The sequence below is a fragment of the Kitasatospora purpeofusca genome (assembly GCF_036010405.1).
GTDB classification, from domain to species: Bacteria; Actinomycetota; Actinomycetes; order Streptomycetales; family Streptomycetaceae; genus Kitasatospora; species Kitasatospora purpeofusca.
Map to the genome: position 1 here is coordinate 1,679,301 of NZ_CP108561.1, position 21,780 is coordinate 1,701,080.

At 76.1% G+C, this 21,780-nt stretch carries 12 protein-coding genes; 5 read left to right on the forward strand and 7 right to left on the reverse strand.

The genetic code is table 11. The features are described 5' to 3' along the window. The first annotated feature begins 206 nt into the window (after positions 1-206). Complete coding sequence (gene eccCa / locus OG715_RS07025; RefSeq protein WP_266277413.1) at positions 207-4,247, forward strand: type VII secretion protein EccCa; 4,041 nt, start codon at positions 207-209, stop codon at positions 4,245-4,247. 68 nt (positions 4,248-4,315) lie between these two features. Beyond that, the gene (locus OG715_RS07030; protein WP_266276383.1) at positions 4,316-7,708 is read left to right on the forward strand and encodes a hypothetical protein; all 3,393 of its coding nucleotides are present in this window, start codon (positions 4,316-4,318) and stop codon (positions 7,706-7,708) included. A gap of 37 nt (positions 7,709-7,745) precedes the next feature. Here the strand turns inward: OG715_RS07030 and OG715_RS07035 are convergent, their stop codons facing one another. Beyond that, positions 7,746-8,504 (reverse strand): hypothetical protein, encoded by a 759-nt coding sequence (locus tag OG715_RS07035; protein WP_266276381.1) that lies wholly within the window; start codon positions 8,502-8,504, stop codon positions 7,746-7,748. Positions 8,505-9,178: 674 nt separating this feature from the next. On the opposite strand from OG715_RS07035, the gene OG715_RS07040 reads away from it, so the two are divergent. Further along, complete coding sequence (locus tag OG715_RS07040; protein WP_266276379.1) at positions 9,179-12,346, forward strand: AfsR/SARP family transcriptional regulator; 3,168 nt, start codon at positions 9,179-9,181, stop codon at positions 12,344-12,346. On the opposite strand, the gene OG715_RS07045 is transcribed toward OG715_RS07040, so the two are convergent. Both OG715_RS07045 and OG715_RS07050 read right to left on the reverse strand, forming a co-directional pair. Next, complete coding sequence (locus tag OG715_RS07045) at positions 12,335-12,844, reverse strand: hypothetical protein (RefSeq protein ID WP_266276377.1); 510 nt, start codon at positions 12,842-12,844, stop codon at positions 12,335-12,337. The two genes, OG715_RS07040 and OG715_RS07045, sit on opposite strands and share 12 nt — an antisense overlap. 117 nt (positions 12,845-12,961) lie before the next feature. After that, positions 12,962-13,507, reverse strand: coding sequence for a DinB family protein (locus OG715_RS07050; protein ID WP_266276375.1), 546 nt, complete (start codon positions 13,505-13,507; stop codon positions 12,962-12,964). Between the two features lie 279 nt (positions 13,508-13,786). On the opposite strand from OG715_RS07050, the gene OG715_RS07055 reads away from it, so the two are divergent. Beyond that, positions 13,787-14,599: a class I SAM-dependent methyltransferase gene (locus tag OG715_RS07055; RefSeq protein ID WP_266276373.1), complete on the forward strand. Its 813-nt coding sequence runs from the start codon at positions 13,787-13,789 to the stop codon at positions 14,597-14,599. Positions 14,600-14,720: 121 nt separating this feature from the next. On the opposite strand, the gene OG715_RS07060 is transcribed toward OG715_RS07055, so the two are convergent. The 3 genes from OG715_RS07060 to OG715_RS07070 all read right to left on the reverse strand — a co-directional run bounded on the left by OG715_RS07060 (position 14,721) and on the right by OG715_RS07070 (position 18,320). Next, complete coding sequence (locus OG715_RS07060) at positions 14,721-16,724, reverse strand: flavin monoamine oxidase family protein (protein WP_266276371.1); 2,004 nt, start codon at positions 16,722-16,724, stop codon at positions 14,721-14,723. 104 nt (positions 16,725-16,828) lie between these two features. Further along, positions 16,829-17,617, reverse strand: a complete 789-nt coding sequence (locus OG715_RS07065; protein WP_266276369.1) for an SDR family oxidoreductase — start codon at positions 17,615-17,617, stop codon at positions 16,829-16,831. Between the two features lie 262 nt (positions 17,618-17,879). Beyond that, positions 17,880-18,320, reverse strand: coding sequence for a hypothetical protein (locus OG715_RS07070; protein ID WP_266276367.1), 441 nt, complete (start codon positions 18,318-18,320; stop codon positions 17,880-17,882). 301 nt (positions 18,321-18,621) lie between these two features. Between OG715_RS07070 and OG715_RS07075 the strand changes: the two genes are divergently transcribed. Then, the gene (locus OG715_RS07075) at positions 18,622-19,998 is read left to right on the forward strand and encodes a condensation domain-containing protein (protein WP_266276365.1); all 1,377 of its coding nucleotides are present in this window, start codon (positions 18,622-18,624) and stop codon (positions 19,996-19,998) included. A gap of 79 nt (positions 19,999-20,077) precedes the next feature. Here the strand turns inward: OG715_RS07075 and OG715_RS07080 are convergent, their stop codons facing one another. Continuing rightward, positions 20,078-21,616, reverse strand: coding sequence for a M1 family metallopeptidase (locus tag OG715_RS07080; RefSeq protein ID WP_266276363.1), 1,539 nt, complete (start codon positions 21,614-21,616; stop codon positions 20,078-20,080). Positions 21,617-21,780 lie beyond the last annotated feature (164 nt).

A 21,780-nucleotide genomic window follows, 5' to 3' on the forward strand; every position in this document is an offset into this window, starting at 1 on the left:
GGGCCCGCCCGGTGGACCCCCGGCCCGGCGGGCGCGGTGAACCGGTGGGGCCCCGCGGGCCGTAGGCCCGAGTGCGGCGTGGTCCGCGGGCGGCACGGCCCGGGCCGCCGGACCCCCGTCACCGGCGGCGCCGCGGGCGCCGCGAGAGGAGAGCCCCGTTGAGCGTGGTCCTGGTCGATCGTCCGCCCCGGCGCCCCGGACCGGCGATGCCGGACGGCGAGCTCCAGTTGCAGGAGCCGCCGGTCCTTCCGGAGCAGCAGAGCGGCATGTCCAACATGATCGCCATGGCGCCGATGGCGCTGAGCTCGCTCTCGATGGTGATGATCTTCCTCAACCCGCAGTCGAGCGGCGGGCCGCTCACCTATGTGGCGATGGGCATGATGGGCCTGTCCGCCGTCGGCATGCTGGTGACCCAGCTGATCCGCGGCGCCAGCGACCGCAAGCGCCAGCTGCGCGGCGAGCGCCGCGACTACCTGCGCTACCTCTCCCAGGTGCGCCGCCAGGTCCGCCGCCACATCGTCAACCAGCGCCTCGCCCTGGCCTGGCGCCACCCCGACCCGGCCGCGCTCGCCTCCCTGGTGCGCACCTCGCGGCTGTGGGAGCGGCGCGCCGCCCACCCCGACTTCGGCGATGTGCGGATCGCCACCGGCTCCCAGCGGCTGGCGGTCAAGCTCGCCCCGCTGGCCACCCAGCCGGTGGAGGACCTCGAACCGCTCTGCGCGCACGCGCTGCGCCGCTTCATCCACGCCTACGGCTCGATCGCCGACCAGCCGATCGCCGTCCATGTGCGCGGTTACGCCCATGTCCTGCTGCGCTGCGAGCACCCGGCGCCGGAGCCGGAGACCGACCCGGACGAGGGCGAGGAGCTCGTCCTCCCCGCGCCGGCCGGCACGGAGCCCGGCGAGGCCGCCGACCCCGGCCCGGCCCGCGCGCTGGCCCGGGCGATGATCGCCCAGCTCGCGTTCTTCCACGCCCCGGACGAGCTGCGGGTCGCGGCCGCCGTCTCCCCCGCGCTGCGCGCGGAGTGGGCCTGGCTGAAGTGGCTGCCGCACTCCCTGCACCCCACCGAGACGGACGGCGCCGGGCCGGTGCGCCTGGTCGCCGACTCGCTGCTGGAGCTGGAGCAGCTGCTCGGACCGGAGTTCGCCGACCGGCCGCCGTTCGAACCGGAGACCCAGCCCGGCCGGGACGAGCCGTTCACCCTGATCGTCCTGGACGGGGTCAAGCTGCCCAGCGGCAGCCGCGCCCTGCTGGCCGGCTACCGCAACGCGGTGCTGCTGGACGTCTCCGGGGCGGTGGAGTGGAAGCACGCGCCGTTCCGGATGCGGCTGCGGATCACCGGCGACCGGCTGGACCTCGTCACCGCCGACCGCAACCGGCGCGACGAGGTCACCGCGCTCGGCCGACCGGACGCCCTCGGCGCCGCGGCCGCCCGCCGCTACGCCACCACGATCGCCCCGTACCGGCTGGGCGACGCGATGGACGTCTCCGAGCCGCTCAGCACCGACTTCGACCTCACCTCGCTGCTCGGCATCAACGACCTGTACCAGCACGACATCGCCCGCAGCTGGGCGGAGCGCACGCGCGGCAAGCGGCTGCGGGTGCCGATCGGCGTCGGCGCGGACGGCAAGCCGGTGGAGCTCGACATCAAGGAGTCCGCGCAGGGCGGGATGGGCCCGCACGGCATGCTGATCGGCGCCACCGGCTCCGGCAAGTCCGAGCTGCTGCGCACCCTGGTGCTGGCCCTCGCGCTCACCCACTCCTCCGAGACGCTGAACTTCGTCCTCGTCGACTTCAAGGGCGGCGCGACCTTCCTCGGCCTGGACCAGCTGCCGCACACCTCCGCGGTGATCACCAACCTGGCCGACGAGGCCGCCCTGGTCGACCGGATGCGCGACGCCCTGCACGGCGAGATGAACCGCCGCCAGGAGCTGCTGCGCGCCGCCGGAAACTACAGTTCGCTGCTCGACTACGAGACCGCGCGGGCCGCCGGCACCCAGCTCGACCCGCTGCCGACGCTCTTCGTCGTGGTCGACGAGTTCAGCGAACTGCTCTCCGCGCACCGCGACTTCATGGACCTCTTCATCATGATCGGCCGGCTCGGCCGCTCCCTCGGCGTCCACCTGCTGCTCGCCTCGCAGCGGCTCGACGAGGGCCGGATGCACGCGCTGGAGTCCCACCTGTCCTACCGGGTCGGCCTGCGCACCTTCTCCGCCATGGAGAGCCGCGGCGTGCTCGGCGTGCCCGACGCCTACCAGCTGCCCTCCCAGCCCGGCAACGGCATCCTGCGCAGCGACATCGCCACCCTCACCCGGTTCAAGGCCGCGTACGTCTCCGGGCCCTACCGGCGCCGGCGCGGCGCCGTCCAGCAGGCCGCCGTGGCCGGCCAGATCGTGGCCTACGGCACCGAGTACGTCGCCCCGCGCGACCCCGACCCGGAGGTGCTGGCCGCCGAGGAGGCCAGGGAGGCGGCCGAGGAGGACGCCCCGAACCTGCTGGACCTGGCGGCCGGGCGGATGCTCGACGCCGGCCCGCCCGCCCACCAGGTCTGGCTGCCGCCGCTGGACACCCCGCCCACCCTGGACGAGCTGCTGCCGCCGCTCACCCCCAGCACCCGGCACGGACTGGCCCCCGACGGCCGCCCCGCCGTCGGCACCCTGACCGTGCCGGTGGGCGTGGTGGACCGCCCGTTCCAGCAGATGCGCGAGCTGCTCACCGCCGACCTGTCGGCCGCCGGCGGGCACGTCGGCATCGCGGGCGGCCCGCAGAGCGGCAAGAGCACCCTGCTGCGCACCCTGATCGCCGGGCTGGCGCTCACCCACACGCCGCAGGAGGTCCAGTTCTACTGCCTGGACTTCGGCGGCGGCACGCTCTCCTCGCTCCGCGGCCTGCCGCACGTCGGCGGCGTCACCGGGCGCCACGACCCGGAGCGGGTCGGCCGCACCGTCGCCGAGGTCAACGCCGTCATCGCGCGCCGCGAACTGCGCTTCGCCCAGCTGGGCATCGACTCCATGGCGACCTACCGCCGCCGCCGGGCCGCCGGCGACCCGGAACTCGCCGACGACCGGCACGGCGACGTGTTCCTGATCGTCGACGGCTGGGGCACCCTGCGCCAGGAGTTCGCGGACCTGGTGCCCGCCCTGGCCCCGATCGCCGCCCGCGGCCTCAACTACGGCGTCCACCTGGTCGCCGCGGCCTCCCGCTGGGGCGAGATCACCACCGGCGTGCGGGACCAGTTCGGCACCCGGTTCGAGCTGCGGCTCGGCGACCCCATCGACTCCATGATCAATATGCGGGCCGCCGAGACCGTCCCGCACAGCCCCGGCCGGGGCCTCACCAAGGAGCGGCTGCACTTCCTCGGCGCCCTCCCCCGGATCGACGGCCAGGGCAGCTCCGACGACCTCGCCGACGGCATCGCGGACCTCGTCGACGCCCTCAACGAGCACTGGAGCGGCCCCCGCGCACCCGAGGTGCGGATGCTGCCGCTGCTGCTGGACGCCTCCTCGCTGCCCGCGCCCGAGGGCCGGCTGCGGATCGCCCTCGGCCTGGAGGACACCGCGATCTCGCCGCTCTGGCACGACTTCGAGGAGGCGCCGCACCTGCTGGTGGTCGGTGACAGCGAGAGCGGCAAGACCAACCTGCTGCGCCTGCTGGTCGACGGCATCACCTCCGCCTACACCCCGGCCGAGGCCCGGATCATGCTGGTCGACTTCCGGCGCGGGCTCTACGAGAGCGTCCCGGAGGAGTACCGGCTCGGCTACGCCGTCTCGGTGGACATCCTCAAGCAGGTCGTCACCGGCGCGGCCCGGGCCATGGAGGCCCGGCTGCCCGGCGAGGAGATCAGCCCGGCCCGGATGCGGCTGCGCGACTGGTGGACCGGACCGGAGCTGTTCGTGATCGTCGACGACTACGACCTGATCCCCGGCCAGATGGGCGCCGGCCCGTTCGGCCCGCTCCTCGAACACCTGGCGCAGGGCACCGAACTCGGCCTGCACCTGATCGTCGCCCGCTCCGCGAACGGCATCGGCCGCGCCTACAGCGACCAGCTGCTGCGCCGGCTCCAGGACGTCAACACGCCCGTCACCCTGCTCTCCTGCCCGCCCAGCGAGGGCACGCTGTTCGGCAGCATCAAGCCTCGGGTGCTGCCGCCCGGCCGGGGCCTGCACATCACCCGGCGCCGGACCGTCCAGGTGCAGACCGGTCTGATGCCCGATCCGGAGCCGGAGCCGGACGGGGCCGCGACCTGAGGTCTCCCGTCCGAGGCCGCCGGGCCCCCGGTGAACCGGGCGCCCGGCCGGGGCCGTAGTCCAGGACGATGAGCCTCTCCCGCACCGGTGCGCGCTCCGGCGACCCCGCACCCCCGGCCGAGCCCCGCCGCCGCTTCGGACTGCGGCGCGGGGCGCAGCGCGCGCTGCCCGCCGGGGACACCCCCGCCGCGCCCGGACCCGCCGCGCCCCTCCCGGTGCCCGCTCCCGCCCGCACCGCCGAGCCGGGCCCGTCGGTGCTCCGCGAGGTCGGCCCGCACTTCGTGATCGCCTCCGCCACCGCCCACCCGAGCGAGCTGAAGGCCGCGATCGGCGCCCTGCGGCCCGTCCCCGACGCCGTCGTGGTGATCGCCTCCGCGCCGGACTCGGCCAAGGTCCTGCGCGACCGGATGACCGACCTCGGCGTGATCACCCGCGCCCGGGGCGCCACCCACCTGGTGCTCGCCGCCTCCGGACTGGCCGCCCTCGCCCCCAACGGCCGCCGCCCGGCCGAGGTCGTCGCCGAACGCTCCGGCGTGCCGGTCGTCGCCCCGGACGGCCTGGTGGAGATCACCCCGGCCGGCCACCTCACCGTCAACGACCCCGAGGGCGCGGTCGCCCGCTCCTCGTGGTGGCGGTGCGAACCCGGCGAGCAGCCCCGGCGGGTGGCGGGCACGATCGGCGCCGTCGCCCCCGTGGAGTCGCGGCGCACCCGGCCGACCGCCTTCGTCGAACCGCCCGCCGTTCCGGCCCCCGCCGCCGCCCGGGGCCGGGCGAACGCCGTCCGCGTCCTGCGACTGCCGGCCGGCTTCTGGCTCACCGACCCGACCGACCCGGCCACCACCCCGCTGCCCGACCTGCGGCTGGCGGCCGCCCCGCCCGGCACCGCCGTCATCGTGATCGGCACCCCGACCCGGCCCGTCCTGCTGCCCGAGGACTTCGCCGAGGCCGTGCTCTCCCTTCCGCTCGGCTCCGACCGCCCCCTGATCAGCGCCCCGTGGGCGGCCCCCGACGAACTCTCCGCACTCATCGGCGCGCTGACCGCCCGTACCGCCCGGCCGGTGCAGGCCGCGATCGGCCTGCCCGTCCTCGGCCACGGCGGCCCCACCTCGCGGGTGCTGGACCGCGAGGGCCGGATCGGGTGGGAGCCGTTCCTGCTGCGCCTCTCCTCCGCCCCCGGCTGCCCCACCACGCCCGCCGCCTGGCGCAACGGCGGCTCCGACTGGCGGACCGCCGGGCCCGGGGTGTTCCAGGCGTTCCCGTACTGGGCGCTGGAGGCCGTCCCGGCCGGGCTCTGGCTGCGCCCCGAACCGCCGCACGTGCTCACCCCGCGCTTCCGCCGGCCCGAACCGAGCCGCCCGCTGCTGATCGTCGGGGAACGGGACCGCCCGGTGCCCGCCGACGCCTTCGAGGAGCTGGGCGACCTGCTGGGGCGGCTGCCGGCAGTCGGCGCCGAGGGCTTCGGCCTGCTCGTCCACGGGCTGCTGGAGCCCGACGCCGAAACCGTCGGGCGGTTCGTCGCCCGCACCTACGAGCTGGAGTGGCTCGGCTCCGAGCAGCCGGGCGGGCCGCCCGCCGTCGCGCCGGTGTCGTACGGCCTCGGCGGCACGGACGCGGCCCGGCGCGCCGCCTCGGCGGCCGCGCCCCCGGTCGCCGCCGCCCGGACCGCCGCCGCCGTCGGCGGAGCGGGGCCGCAGGCGCCCGCCGCGCTGGGACCGGCCCCGGCCGCCCCTTCCGCGCACCGGGTACCGGCCGTCCCCGGGCCGGCCGTCCCCGACGGGTCGCGGACCGCCTCGCGCGGCGAACTGCCGACCGGTCACCGGGTGCCGCCCGTGCCGGACGCCGGGGGTGCGGCCGGGGCCGGAGCCGGTACCGAGTCCGCGGCCGGGAGCCGCTTCGAGTCGCAGGCCGAAGGCCCGCTCCGGCACCGGATGCCGCCCGTCCCCGAACCCGGGGCCACCGACGGGGCCGAGGCCGAACCGTCGCTGCCGCCCCGGACGCCCGCCGTCGGCGACCCCTCCCCCGAGCCCGGGGAGGAGAGCCCGTACGCGTCCCAGGCCGACCCCCGGGCCCGGCACCAGGTGCCCACCGGGCCCGGGACCGCCTCCGGTCAGGAGCCCGGGACCGAGGCCGAACCGGTTCCGGTCCCGATGCCCACGCCCGTCCGGGCCACCGGCGCGCCCGCCACCGGCAGCCTCGCCGGGGCCGGAGCGCCGCCCCGGCGGGTCCCCCTGGCGAGCGCCGACCCGGTCGCCGACCCCGCCACCGGCGCGGGCGCACCGCCCTCGGCCGGGAGCGCCACCGCCGGGTCCGGGTCCGCCCTGTCCGGCCCCGACCTCGGCGGTCGGCCGGGCGGCGCGGGCGGGCCGGGCGGGCCGGAACGCCCGCCGGTCCGGACGCCCGACGTCCCCCCGACCGCGCCGACCGCGCCGACCGCGCCGACCGCCGGAGCGGAGCCAGAGCCGATGTCCGCGACCGCCGCCCCGGAAGAACCGACGGAGGAACTGACGGAAGATCCGACGGAGGAGCCACCGTCCGGGACGACGTCCGCACCGCCGCCGGCGCCCGCACCGTCCGAGACCGCCGCCGGAACACCGACGGCCGTTCCGGAACCGGCCCCGGCCCGCTACTTCGGCCTCGACGACAGCCCGGCCCCGGTCACCGCGAGCAGCCCCGCCGAGCGCGACACCGTCCGGGCCCAGCTCGGCGACCACTACCACCGCTGCACCGGCCGGGTCGAGCTGCTCGCCACCCGGCTCCCCGGTCTGCGGACCACCTCGCAGGACGACTTCAAGCCCGACCTGGCCGCCGTCCTGCTCCACCACACCGACGCCGGCGTGCCCGCGACCCGGGCCGCCCTGATCGCGGCCGCGCGGTCCGGCGACCCGGAGCTGCGGCCGTTCCTGCGCTGCCTCGGCTCCGGTCTGCGCCGACTGCCGAGCCACCACGGCGCGGTACTGCTCGGCGCCGGGGCCGGCCTGGACCCGGAGTCCGTGCTGACGCACTACCCGACCGGCCGACAGTTCCGGGAACCGGCACCGCTGGCCGGTCTGACCGCGCCGGGGGCCGAACTCCCCGGTTCGTCCGTGGAGTTCCTCGTCTGGTCGGCCACCGGCCGGCGCACGTCCGTCTTCGACCCGACCGACGGCCCGGCCCAGGCGGCGTTCCCGCCGGGCACCGCGTTCACCGTGGTCGGCCAGGTACCGGCCGACGGCGACCGCCCGGCCTGTGTCCTGCTGCGCGAATCGGGCGGCGATCCGTCCGAGCGCAACCGCAATTCGCTGACCCGGCTGCGCGCGTGGCTGGAGCGGCGCGCGACGATGCCCCCGGCCGAACGCCCCCGCGCCGAGTCCCCCGAACGCTTCCACCTCACCCCGGGCGTCCACCTCGACACCCCCGAACCGCCGGAGCCCGCCCAGCAGGCCCCGGAGGAGCCCGAGGACCCCGACGCCCCGACCGACTGACCCCCTGCCGGGGCACCGCCCCGGCAGGGGAACGTGTCTACCGGCCGCCGCCCCAGGCCTCGGTGCCCGCCACCGGCGCCGCCCGCTCGGCCTCCACCGGTCGGGCCTGAAGCGGCCGGGCCTCCAGCGCCCGACCCTGCACCGCCCGGGCCGTCGGCGCGGGCCACACCGCCGGGGCCACCCGGCCCGTCGGCAGCCGGTCCGCCGCCACCGGGACGGCGTTCAGCAGGGCCCGCTGCCCGGCCTCCGCCGCCCGGACCCCCTGGACCGCGGGCATCGCGGCCGGTGCGGGGGACACCGCAGGCATCGCCGGCACCCCGGGAACCGCGGGCACGCCCGGCATCGCCGGCACCCCGGGAACCGCCCCGCCGACCGTGCCGGGGCCCACGCCGGAGCTGGTCCGCAGCCCCCCGCGGCCGGCCGGGCCCACCGCCTCGGCGGCGGCCGGGGCCGCGCCCGGACGCTCCGCCACCGTCGCGGAGAGGCGCAGCACGAAGTTCCGCTCGGTCGGGTCGCCGTTCGGCCAGTCGCAGTCCTTGCTGCGCACGATCCGGCTGCGCAGGCCGCCGGAGGTCTGCCACGGGTACGGCAGCACCCGGACGTTGGGCCGCCAGCCCACGCCGGGCACGCAGTGCTGCAGTTCCAGCTCCCACTCCTCGGCCCGCACGTCCAGCGAGGCCCCGGCCCTCCCCTCCAGCACCAATGTGCCGTAGGGGGTGCGCACCACGGCGCGCTGCTCGTAGTAGGCGTCCTTGTCGAGGACGGTGATCCGCAGCGGCCCGTTCATTCGCAGCATGGTGGCCCTTCCCGGCGGTCGAAGCTCTCGGAACCGCGACGGCCCCGCACTCTGATCGACGGGTCGTCCGGACGCCCGGGTTCATCTCCCGCCGACAGGTGAACCCCAGGTGGACACCCGTCCGTTGAACTCGTGGGACGGGTCGTCCGGGTTTCCGCCCCGGAGCCCCGCGGCCGGTCCGGGGGCCCCGTCCGGGGGTTCCCCTTGGGGCATCCCGGCGGGCCCGATCGCGCACACCTGCCGAACCGCCGGGCACGCGCTCCGCCCGGACGGTCCGCGCCGCTGGGACCCCGCTCCCGGGCCGCAGGTCCCGGGCCCCGGCTCCCGGTCGCCGCCGCCGGACCCTCCCGCACCACCGCCCGCACCCGCCGCCGCCGCACCCGGCCCGCCCGGCGGCCCCTTTGTCAGCACGCGGACGACAGTGCCTCACCGGCGGCGCGACAGCGGCCCCGGAGCCGCGCCGGGCGGACACGCCGTCCGCTTCCGACCGGGGGACACCCCGCGCGCCCCTGCGGGGACCACGAACCGGCTGCCGTCAACCCCCCGGTCGGACAGATACCCACCATTCCCGAAATCGCACACCGAACGTCACAGAACGAACCTCCAGCGTGGCTAGACTGCGCCCCGCACAGGGATGGAAACCCTCGTCCACCCGCTCTCACCAGGGAGGATCCGTGTTCGTTCGGCTGCTGGGCCCGGTGGAACTGCGGACCGCCGACGGCCGGTCCGTCGAGCCCGCCGCCGCCAAGCGGCGCGCCACGCTGGCCCTGCTGGCGCTCGAACTCGGCCGTACCGTCCCGGTCGGACGCTTCTTCGAACTGCTCTGGGGGGACGCGCCGCCGGCCCGGGCCCGGGCCGCGCTGCAGGGCCACATCGCCGCGCTGCGCAAGCTGATCGCCGGTTCGGGCCTGGTCCTCTCCACCCGTCCGCCCGGCTACCGGCTGGACGGCCCGGCCGACGCGGTGGACTCGCTGCTGTTCGAACGGCTGGTCGCCGACGCCGCCGCCCGGACCGCCCCGGACGGCGACGAGGCGGCCGCCGGGCTGCTGCGCCGGGCGCTCTCCCTGTGGCAGGGGCCCGCCGCGCTCGCCGACCTGCCCGAGACCGACCTGCGGGACGCGCTCGCCGACCGGCTGCGGAAGGACCGGACCCTCGCGCTGGAGTCCTGGGCCGACCGCCTGCTCCGGCTCGGGCTGGGCGCGGACGCCGTGCCCGAGCTCGACCGCGCCGCGGAGGCCGATCCGTGGAACGAGGCGCTGGCCGCGCGGCTGGTGCTCTGCCTGCAGCAGTCCGGGCGCTCCTGGGACGCCCTGAACGCCTATCACCGCACCCGCCGCCGGCTCGCCGCGGACCTCGGCGTCGGACCGGGCAGCGCGCTGCGGTCGGCGGTGTCGGGGGTGCTGTCCGACGACCCGGCCCGGCGCCCGGCAGCGGGAACGGGCACGGGCACAACGCCGGGACCGGTCCGCCTCATCGGCCGCCCCCGGCCCGGCACCGTACCGACCACCGCACGCCCGACCACCGCCCCGGCCACCGCGCGCCCGGCCTCCGCCCCGGCCACGGCCGCCGCCCCGGCCGTCCGGCCGCCGACGGCGGCGCCGTTCGCGAGCTGCAAGTCGTCCCCCCGCCCCTCCGACGGCGGACGCGCGGCCGTCACCCGGCCCACGTCCACGCCCGCACCCGCCGCCACCGTCGCCGCCGCCCCCGCCGCACCGCCCGCCCCGACCGCCGTCCCGGCTCCTGCCCCCGCCCCGACCCCCGCTCCGGCCACCACCCCCGACCAACTCCCCCGCCCGGCCGCCGGTTTCGTCGGCCGGACCCCCGAACTCGACTGGCTCTCGGACCGCTTGCGCGGCTCGGCCGACGTCGACCCGGGCGCCGTCCGCACGCCCGGCGCCGCCGCGCTCGGCGTCCTGGTCGGCCCGGCCGGGACCGGCAAGACCGCCACCGCCCTCCGCTGGGCCCACGACGCGGCCGCCGCCTACCCCGACGGACGGCTCTTCGCCGACCTCAACGCCTTCGGCCCGGGCCGCCCCGCCGACCCCGCCGCCGTCCTGGGCCGGTTCCTCCACGCCCTGGGCGTACCGGAGTCCGAACTGCCCGCCGACCGCCCGGCCCGCGCCGCGCTCTACCGCTCGCTCAGCCGCGACCGCCGCCTGCTGGTGGTACTGGACGACGCCGCGGACGCCGGGGACCTCACCGACCTGCTGCCCGCCGGTCCCGGCTGCGCGACCGTGGTCACCAGCCGCAGCACCCTGGAGGACCTCGTGGTCACCGAGGGCGCCGCCCTGCTGCGCCTCGGCCCGCTGCCCGCCGAGGAGGCCGGGCACCTGCTGGAGCACCTGCTCGGCCGCCCCCGGGTGGCCGCCGAACCGGAGGCCGCCGCCCGGCTCGCCGAGCTCTGCGGCCTGCTGCCGCTCGCCCTGCGGATCGTCGCCGCCCGGCTGGCCAGCCACCCCGCCTGGGCGATCGCCGACCTGCTGCCCGAACTCGACGACGAGCGGACCAGGCTGCACGCCCTGGGCACCCGGGGCAGCAGCAGCCTGCGCGCCTCGCTGGACCGGACGCTCCGCCACCTGAGCGGTACCGCGGCCCACCTGCTGGCCCTGCTCGCCGTCCACCCCGGCCGGGAGACCGACGTCCCCGCCGCGGCCGCACTGCTCGGCGCCGGCCCGGACGAGGCCCGGGACGCGCTGGCCGCCCTGGCCGCGCACCACCTGCTCACCGAGATCGCGCCGGGCCGCTACCGCCGCTGCGACCTGGTCCGGCTCTACGGGGCCGAACTCCTCGACGAACGGCACGCGTCCGAGCACGTCACCGCCACGGCCGCGCTCGCCGACCACTACCTGGCGACGGTGGCCCACGGCGCCGCCCTGCTCCAGCCCGCCCCGGGCGCCACCGGTCCCACCGGCACCGGCTCCGTCGGCACGGACCCCGGCGGCCCGCTGCCGAGGTCCGGCGGCCGGCGCGCCGCCCGGCCCCATCTGCCCACCGTCCGCTCGATCCTGGACTGGTTCCAGGCCGAGGAGCCCGCCGTCCGGGGCCTGGTCGCCGCCGCCTCCGGGACCGGCGACCACGACCGCGCGTGGCGGCTCGCCTACCGCGCCGACGGGCTCTACTACAGCGTCGGGCGCCGCCCGGACCGGCTGGCCTGCCTGCGGACCGGACTCGACGCGGCCGGCCGCACCGGCGATCCGGCCGCGGTGGCCGCGATGGAGGCCGTGACGGCCCGCGCCCTGAGCGGCCGGGGCCGGACGGCGGAGGCCCACCGGCTGGCCCTCCGCGCGGTCGACCGCAGTTCCGGCACCGACGACGCCGTCCGGGTGCAGGCGCTCACCGTGCTGGCCGTGACCACGGCGGCCGGCGGCCGGCCCGACGAGGCGGTCCGGCTGGGCGAGCGGGCGATCGCCCTGGCCGAGACGCACGGGCACGCCGAGCACGCCCCCTACGCGCTCAGCAACACCGCCGGCCTGTACGGGCTGGCCGGCGAACCGGCCCAGGCACTGCGCCGCGCCCGGGAGGCCAGGGCCCTGCTCGCCGAGCACCCGCTGGCCGTCTTCCACCTCTCCGCGATGGTCAACGAGGCGCACGCCCTGCAACTGCTCGGCCGGTACGGCGACGCCGAGGAGGCCTGGCGGCAGACGGTGGAGCGCTGCCGGTTCGCCGGCGCGGTCCATCTGCACGCGGTGGCCGAACGCCACTTCGCCGACTTCCTGCTGGCGACCGGCCGCACCCCGGAGGCCGTCGGCACCCTGCGGGCGGCACGCGGTCTGTACGGGCGGCTCGGCGACACCTCGGTCGTCGGCGAGCTGGACCGGCGGCTGGCGGTGTTAGCCGGCTGAGGCGCGTCCGGACTCCGGGTCCCCCACCCCGGACTCCCCGGCCGACCCGACCGAGACCGCAGGCCCCGCAGACCCCGCCGACCGCGCCTCCCCGGCCAGTTCGGCCGTCAGCATCGTGACGCCGTCCTCGCCGAAGCGGTCGAGCAGCAGCGCCACCCACTCCACGGCCTCCGCCCGCTCCCGCTCCGTCCACGCCCCCGCCGACGGGTGCTCGTCCACCACCAGGGCCTCGGCGATCAGCCGCAGCCCCTCCGGCGCCGCCGACGGCGTACCGCCCGGGCCCGGACCGGCCCCGGCCAGCCGCCGGGCGGCCGCGACCACCACCGCCCCGGCGGCCGGGGGCACCGCCCACCCGCCGTCGGCCGGTTCCCCGCCGCCGGGCCCGTCCTCGCCGGGCCGCTCCGCCGCGAGCCACCCCGCGACCAGCTCCCGGACTCCCGCCTCACCCACCGCTTCCGCCATGGCGGCCAGCTTGCCAGCACCGCGTCCCGAGGTCATCACTGTCACGGTGACGGATACGGCCCGCACCCCGCCGCGCGTTCACCGGCACCCCGGCCCCGGCCCGGCGGGACCGCCCGACGGCACGCCGACCTGCGCGCCTACCTGCACGCCTACCTACGCGCCGACCTCCCCGTCGATCGCCTCCCGCAGGAAGTCCGCGTGTCCGTTGTGCCGCGCGTACTCGTGGATCAGGTGCAGCATCACCAGCCGCAGCGAGACCTCCGCCTGCCAGCGCGCCTGGTACCCGGTGACGTCCAGCGACTCCGCCTCCCGCTCGATCCGCCGGGCGTGCTCCACCTCGGTCTCCCAGGCCGCGAAGGCCACGGCCCGGTCCGCCCCGTCCGCGTCGTAGGCGGCCTGGAAGTCGCCCTCGGCCGACCACACCAGCGGGATGTCCTCCCCGTCGATGACCCGCCGGAACCAGGTCCGCTCGACCTCCGCCATGTGGCGCACCAGCCCGAGCAGGGTCAGCGTCGACGGCGGGCTCGACCGCAGCCGCAGCTGTTCGTCCGTCAGCCCGGCGCACTTCATCGCCAGGGTGGCCCGGTGGAAGTCCAGGAAGGCCCGCAGCGTCTCGCGCTCGCCGCCGGTCAGCGGCGGCGCGATCCGCCCGTCCCCCGCGCCAACACCCTTGCCCGTGCCCATACCTGTTGCGCCCATGACGCTCCCCGTCCCCTTCGGATCCGAACGATCGATCGGCGCCCAGTCTCCCAGGCCACCCCCACCACCCGCGCCGGCCCCCACCCGTCCCTCCCGACCCGCTCCTCCCCTCCCGAAACCACTCCCTTCGGGTAGTTCCACCGGCGGCCGGTTTGGGTACGTACTGTGGCGCGCGCCCGCGGGAGGCCCGGTCCACCGGCCCTTGCCCGCCCGCGCCGTCACCCCGGCCACCGCCTTCACCCGGCCGTCGCCACGACACACGAGGAGCCCGAGCGAGCCATGAACCAGGACCGCATCCCAGGACCGGTACGCCAGACCTACGGCGCCGACGACCTCTCACAGGCCGCCTCCTTCGCGGGCGGATTCATCAACTTCGGCGACTGGAGCGGCATCCGCACCACCGACCCGACGACCGACGACCGGGTCCGCAGTCAGGAGAACCTCTACCGCCGGGTGCTGCGCGCCTTCCCCGGCCCGGCCGAGTCGCTGCGGCTGGGCGAGGTGGGCTGCGGGCGCGGGCTGGGCGCGGCGCTCGCGCTCTGCGAGTTCCGCTTCGCCGCCGTCACCGGGGTCGACATCCACCCCGACCAGATCGAGCGCGCCCGCGCCGTCAACGCCAAGGCGCTGGCGACCTTCCCGGACCGGCTCGGCTACACCCTGGGCTCCGCCGACGACCTGCCCTTCGCGGACGCCTCGCTGGACGGCCTGTACTCGGTCGAGGCGGCCCAGCACTTCCGTGAGCTGACCGGCTTCGCCCACGAGGCGGCCCGGGTACTGCGCCCCGGCGGCCGCCTGGTGGTGACCACCTTCTTCTCCGCCGAGGGGCCCGAGGTCGCCGAGCGGCTGAGCATCCTGCTCGGCAGCTTCGCCAACGGACTGGACGTCCCCCACCCGCTGGACGGCTTCACGGCCGACCTCGGGGCGGCCGGCTTCGCCGAGGTCACCGCCGAGTCCATCGGCCCGGACGTCTGGCCCGGCCTCGACCGCTATCTCGAAGGCACCGTCCCGCCCGGCCACTGGACCCGCAACTTCCTCCCCGCCTGGCGGGACGGCCTGTTGGACTACTACCTGCTCACCGCCACCCGCCGCTGACCGCAGCACCCGTCACCCCTCACCCCTCACCCCCTCACCCTGTCACCCCGCCCCCGAGCGATCCCCGCACGCCGCGGGGATCGCCCTGACCCGGTCGGCCCCGACCCGGTCGGCCCGGGGGTCAGCCCTTGTGCACCAGCAGCGCGCTGCGGACGGCCGACTCCAACGCGCCCTCGATCCAGGCCGGCTTGGTCGAGGTGTGGTCCCCCGCGAAGTGCAGCGGCCCCTCCGAGCCGGGGATGTCCGGGAAGAGCTCGGTGTGCTGGCCCGGCAGCAGCACCGAGGCCTCCCCGTAGGCGTAGTGGTCACGCATCCACGACTGCGTCCTGCCCTTCGTGGTGGAGAAGACCTCGCAGCGGCGGCCGAAGACGGCCTGCACACCGGCCAGCGCCCGCAGGTACCGCTCCTCGTCGGCGTAGGCGTCCCACTTCAGCGCGTCGTCCGCCCAGCTGTAGGAGGCCAGCACCACGCCGCCCGCACTGCCCTTCACCGGGTGGTCGGGCTGGAAGTAGACGAACCGGTTGGCGTTGTCGGTCACCGCGCCGCCGCCGCGCACCTGGACGGCCGGCGGGTCTCCGCCGACCGGGCGGAAGGCCGCGAAGCACTCCCGCAGCTCGCCGGGGACGCTCACCCCGAGCGCCTTCACCGAGTCGTGGGCGCCGAGGTACCGGCCGTCGGGGACCTTCTCCTGCCGGTACTTCTCGTAGAGGCCGGGCTCCACCGAGTCCAGCGCCGACCGCCAGTCCTCCTCGCTGAACTCCCACCAGCGGCGGGAGAACTCCAGCAGCACCTTGGTCGCGGCGTCGTAGTGGAGTTCGGTGACCGCCCGCCGCTTGCCGTAGCCCAGCGGCGGGTCGAAGGTGACGTGCCGCAGCCCGGCGAAGGGGACGGTGACGATCGCCTCGTCCCCCTCGAAGACCTCGGCGACGCCTCCCCGGCCGGCCCCGCCCTCCTCGGAGACGGTGTGCACCCGGACCTTGCCGCCGTGCCGGTCGATCCGCACCGCGCGCCGGTCGAAGCGCACCTTCCCCTTGACCGCCGCGTACAGGGCGTCGACCAGCTTCGCCGTGCCGCCCTCGATCTCCCAGAACTTCGTCCTCGGGTCGATCAGCGCGGCGGACAGGAAGCTGTGCACGAAGGAGAGGTGCAGCCGCGAGGTGACGTTCTGGACGGTGCCGATCAGGTCGATCGTCCTGGTGTCGAGCCCGCCCTGCTCGGTGAGGTACCGGTACATCGACCAGTGCCCGTACCGTCGCAGCACGGTGGCCCAGCCCTCCACCAGGGCCGGGCCCTCCTTGCCCCGGACGAGCGCGAGCGCGCCCTCCAGCGCCTCGGCGTAGATCACGGCGGCGGTCCTGGCGCGGTTCGGACCGGTGACGCCGAAGGACTCGTTGACCGCCGAGGGGTCCCGTTCGTAGTCGGCCCGCCGGACGTGCAGCCCGTTGACGTGGATCCAGGTGCGGTTGGTCCGCCGGGCGGGGTTCTGCGGGTCGACGTCCACCAGCAGGAACTCCTGCTTCGGCAGCCGGTACTTGTCGAGCAGGGCCATCACCAGCGGGTGGCTCTCGGGCAGCCGCATCGCCCCGGCCTCGGCGTACAGCAGCGGGTCGGCGAAGGGCTGGGCGGCGTTCTCGTGGCCGCCCTTGCGGAAGGTCTTGATCCGGCCGCCGACCCGGTTGCCGTTGGCCTCGATCACGACCACGTCGTGGCCCGCCCGGTTGAGCAGGTCGGCGGCGAGCAGTCCGGCCGGTCCGGCGCCGACGACCAGCACCCGCTTGGTCCCCCGGGCCCGCCCCGCCGGCAGGCCGTTCCGGACGATCTCCAGATAACCCGGGACGAGCGGCCGGTCGAGGTCGTCGTGGACGGCGATGGCCCGGGCGACCGTGGTGTACGCCCGCTCGTCGGTCCCGGGCGGCACGACCGGCGGCACGGCGGCGGGCGGGTCGGCCGCGGGCGGCACGGTCGGCGGGGCCGCAGGGGCGAGCGCGGCGGCAGGGACGGCGGCCGAGGCGAGACCGGCGGCGAGCACCGACACTCCGGTCACCGTGACGACCGACCGCCGGGCCGGCCCGGGCACGACGCCGGTCGGGCCCGGGCGGGGAACATCCAATTCTTCAGTGGTCATGGCGCACCACTCTTGGCGCACGAACGGCCCGGCGGAACCACTGTCACCCGGACGGGATGTATCCACCACCCGATCGCATCAAGCCGCGCGCCCCGCCTTGACGCTCAGGCCTGCCGGGTCGGCAGCGCGACCAGGTGACGGAGGTTCACATGGCGCGGGCGGGTGACGGTGAAGGCGATCAGCTCGGCGATGTCCTCGGCGGTCAGCGCGGGCATCGCCTCGAACATGCCGTCCAGCTGCTCGCGCAGCACCGGGTTGTCGATGTGCCCGCCGAGCTCGGTGTCGGTGAGCCCGGGCTCGATCGCGGAGACCCGCACGTCCCGGGGGCCGAGTTCGGTGCGCAGCGCGGCGGACAGCTGGGTGAGCGCCGCCTTGGTGGCCCCGTAGACGGCGTAGTCGGGGAACAGCACGTGGGAGGCGATGGAGGAGACGTTCACCAGGTCGGCGGCGCGGCCCTCGGCGGCAACGGCGACGAGGTCGGCGGAGAAGGCGCGGACGATCCGCAGCGCGCCGGTCAGATTGGTGTCGATCATCCGGGTCCACTCGTCGATCCGGCCGTCCGCGAGCGGATTGGGGAGCATCACCCCGGCGTTGTTGACCACCAGGTCGACCGGGCCCCAGGTGTCGTGCACGGTCCGGACGGCGGCGTCCACCGAGGACTGGTCGGTGACGTCGGCGGTGACGGCGAGGGCCCGGCCGCCGTCGGCGGTGATCGCGGCGGCAAGGGCGTCCAGCCGCTCGGCGCGGCGGGCCAGCAGGGCGACCTTGGCCCCGCCGGCGGCGAGCAGCCGGGCGGTGGCCTCGCCCATGCCGCTGGCGGCTCCGGTGACGACGGCGGTGCGGGTGGCGAGGGCGGGGTACGAGGCGGGGGCGGGGTGGGCGGCGTGGTTCATCTTCTGCTCCGGTGCGGTTGGTTGGCGGCCGACGGCCTGACGGGAACCACTCTGGTCCCACCGCCGCGCGCCACCCAGGGCCCTGTTCCACCCGGGTCCGGCGGACCCTGGGTCCGGCAGACCCTGGTTGCGCCGCCGCACCGCCGCACCTCTGCATCGCTGAACCGCTACGGCACACGAGGTACCGGGGACCGGGGCCGGTCCCGCAGATTTCGCCGCGGCCCCGGAAGGATCCGCGGGACCGGCCCCGGTCAGTGCTTCATCAGCAGGTGACCGGCACGGTGACGGTGGCGGTCGACGGCGGCCAGCCCCACTGGGTCACGTTGAACGTGGCCTGGACGCTGGAGCCGCACGGCGCGGTGCCGGAGACGTTGCCGACCGGGATGCCGCCGCCGGGGATGAGCACGTAGGGCGAGTCGCTCCCGATCAGGGCGCCGCCGACGACGCCGGCGGTCAGGTTGAAGGCGACCTTCTGCGGGTTCCAGGCGACGCTGGCGGGGGTCGCGTAGCCGGAGAACACGACCTGGTCGCCGGTCACCGAGGCGCAGAGCCGCAGGTTGACGACGCCCGGGAACCCGTCGACGCAGTTCTTGGTGGGGCCGGTGGGGCCGCCGGTGGTCTGCGCGGAGGCCTGGGAGGCCCCGGTGACGGCCAGCGCGGAGAGCGCGGCGCCGGTGGCGAGGAGCGCGGCGAATCGCTTCATCTCGGTACTTCTCCTTCGGACGAACGGAGGGTGGGTTCGTTCGCGAGGCGGGCATCGCAGGTGATTGCACGTCACAAGTGATTGCACGTCACATGTGCCATGTCACGCCTCACATGCGAGATGCTGCCACGCCACCACCGGGAATACCGACCGGTAGCCCGGGCTCCGAAGATCCTTACCGGAATTGACCTTCATCTGGCGCGATTTCGCGGCCGTAGCGCAGACTCTCCGGGACGGCTCCCACCGCACCCATCCGCACCACCACCCCGCATCCGCACCAGCGCATCGGAGAACCCCCACGGTGACCACGAGTCGACAACTGGAGATACCCTTCGCCGACGGCCGCTCCGGCAGCGGCCCCGCCACCTGGGGCCAGCGAGCCATCTGGGACGTCGTCAACCGCCTGGCCCCCGCCGACCGCCCCCGCTACAACATCGGCACCGCCACCCCGCTCGACCCCGGCCTGCCGCTCCCGGTGGTCCTGGACGCCCTCGGGCACCTGCTGCACCTGCACGACTCCCTGCACACCCGGCTGCTCCCCGAGCCGGACGGCCCCGGACTGCGCCAGACCGTCGACCCGGCGGGCACCCTGCCCGCCCTGGTCCACGACCTCCCCGCCGGCACCGACCGGGCCGGGCTCACCGCCGCCGGAGCGGCGCTGCACCGGGACCTGACGGGCCGGGCCTTCGACTGCGGCACCGAGTGGCCGGTCCGGGCCGGCCTGGTCGTGGCCGACGGCCTGGTGCGGCACATCTCCCTGGTGCTCTCCCACACCGCCGTCGACGGCACCGGGATGGGCCTGCTGGTCCGCGACCTCACCGCCCTCGCCCTGGGCGCCGACCCGGCCGCGATCCGGGCCGGCCGGACCACCCAGCAGCCCCTGGAGGAGGCCGCGTTCCAGACCTCCGAGCGCGGCCTCAAGCGCGACGCCAACGCCCGCGCGCACACCCTGCGCAAGCTGCGCGCCGCCCCGGCCCGGCTGTTCCCGCCCGCCCCGGCGGCCGACCCCGCCGCCCGGTTCCCGAACGCCGTCCTCAGCTCGCCCGCCCTGCTCCGCGCGGTCGACACGGTGGCCGCCGCCCACCGGACCGGCTCCTCCGCCGTCCTGCTGGCGGCCACCGCCGCCATGACGGCCCGGCTGGCCGGCCGCCCCGACGCGGTGCTCCAGGTGGTGGTCAACAACCGCTTCCTGTCCGGCCTCACCGACGCGGTGAGCGTGGTCGCCGGCGACGCCCTGCTCCACCTCCAGGACGCCGACGGCGAGTTCGGCGCGGCCGTGCGCCGCACCCACGCCGCGTCGATCGCCGCTTACCGGCACGCCTACTACGACCGGCGCCTGCTGGACGCCGAGATCGAGCGCCTCACCACCGACCAGGTGCCGCTCGCCGACCGCTCCTGCGTCTTCAACGACACCCGCGACCTGCTCCCCGGCGGCCTCACCGCCCCGGACCCGGACGTCGCCGGCGCCGGGGCCGACGGGGGCACCACCCTCGACTGGCCGGTCGACTTCGACCCGCGCCCCGGGCTCACCTACGCCCTGGACGCGATGCGCACCCCGACCGCCCTGCAACTCGCCATGACGGCCGACCCCTCGGTGCTCCCCCGGCCCGCGATGGAGCGCTTCCTGCGCGGCATCGAGGACCTCGTCCTCACCGAGGAGCGCGCACTGCGCCCCTGAAACACCGGGAGGCCCGGCCGTCCGCCCGTGGAGGCGGCCGGCCGGGCCCCTGTTCCCGTGTCACGCAGCTGACGGAACGTCAGCCCTTGTGGTCGTGCACCGTGTTGGTGTCCTGGATCTTCTGCCAGGACTTCGGCTGCGCCGGAGCCGCCGCCGACGCCCCCGGGGCGAGGCCCGCGATCCCGGGCGCCGCCGCGAGCGCCGAGCCGGCCGCCGCGCCGGACGAGCCCACCGCCGGCTTCCCGGCCGTGAACAGCCAGGTGTTGAACAGCGCGCCCAGCGGCTTGCCGGAGATCTTCTCCGCGTAGGCCTGGAACTGCGGGATGGTGGCGTTGCCGTACTTGCGCTCGGTCGGCCACCCCTTCAGGATCGCGAAGAACTTGGCGTCCCCGACCGTGTTGCGCAGCGCCTGGATGGCGATCGCGCCGCGGTCGTAGACGGCACCGGCGAACTGGTGGTCCGGGCCCGGGTCGCCCGGCCGCACGGACCAGAACGCGTTGTCCGCCGCGTAGTTGTTGTAGACGTAGTCGGCCAGCTCCTGCGCGGTGCCCTCGTTCTCGTGCTCCGACCAGAGCCACTGCGCGTACCGGGCGAAGCCCTCGTTGAGCCAGATGTCGCTCCAGCGCTGCACCGAGACGCTGTCGCCGTACCACTGGTGGGCCAGCTCGTGCGCCACCACGGAGGTGTTGGCGCCGCGGGCGAACTGCGCGGGGCTGTAGAAGACCTGGCCCTGGGTCTCCAGCGCGTAGCCGGTCGGCACATTGGGCACGTAGCCGCCCACGGTCTCGAACGGGTACGGGCCGAACACCGTGCTCAGCCAGTCGGTCAGCTCGCCGGTCCGCTCGACGCTGGCCTGCGCCGCGCCGAGGTTCACGCCGAGGTCCGGGCTGTAGGCGGTGATGACCGGCAGCCCGCCGTCGGTGGTGTCCTTGCGGATGTCGAACTTCCCGATCGCCAGCGTGGCCAGGTAGGTGGCCTGCGGCTTGGTCTGCCGGTAGTTGTAGCGGGTCCAGCCGGGCCGGGAGCTGGTGGTCTGGGTGCCGTTGCTGACCACCTGGGTGCCCTCCGGCACCAGCACCGAGACGTCGAAGGTGGCCTTGTCGGTCGGGTGGTCGTTGGCCGGGAACCACCAGGCGGCGCCCTCGGGCTCGTTGGCGGCCACCCCGCCGTCGGGGGTGCGCAGCCAGGCGGAGTACCCGCCGCGCTCGACCTCGCCCGGCTTGTCGGCGTAGCGGACGACCACGGTGAGCGGGCTGCCCTTGGCGACGGTGCGGGACGGGGTGATCACCAGCTCCTGCTCGCCGCTGGTGGTGAACTTGGCGGCCCGGCCGTTGACCAGCACCTCCTTCACGCTGAGCACGAAGTCGAGGTTGAAGCGGGTGAGGTCCTGGGTGGCGGTGGCCAGGACGGTGGTGGTGCCCTCCAGCTCGTCGGTGGCGGGCTGGTATTTGAGCCGGATGTCGTAGTGCGAGACGTCGTAGCCGCCGTTGCCGGCGTTCGGGTAGTAGGGATCGCCGATGCCCGCCGCACCCGGGCCGGCCTGGGCGGCGGAGGCGGGGACGGACAGGAGCAGGGCGAGCGCGCCGGCAGCGGCAGAGACGATCAGCCTCTTGCGCACAGGGGTCCTCCACAGGGGTCACTGGGACAACTGGTCGGATCGATCCTTGTCCCAACGAACCCGGTCCTACGCCTGAACGATGAAATGTTCATGAGAAGAAACAGGCCGAAATGGCCGGGCGGCCCGTTCGTGACCCGGCGTCATGCCCCCGCTGCCGACGACCC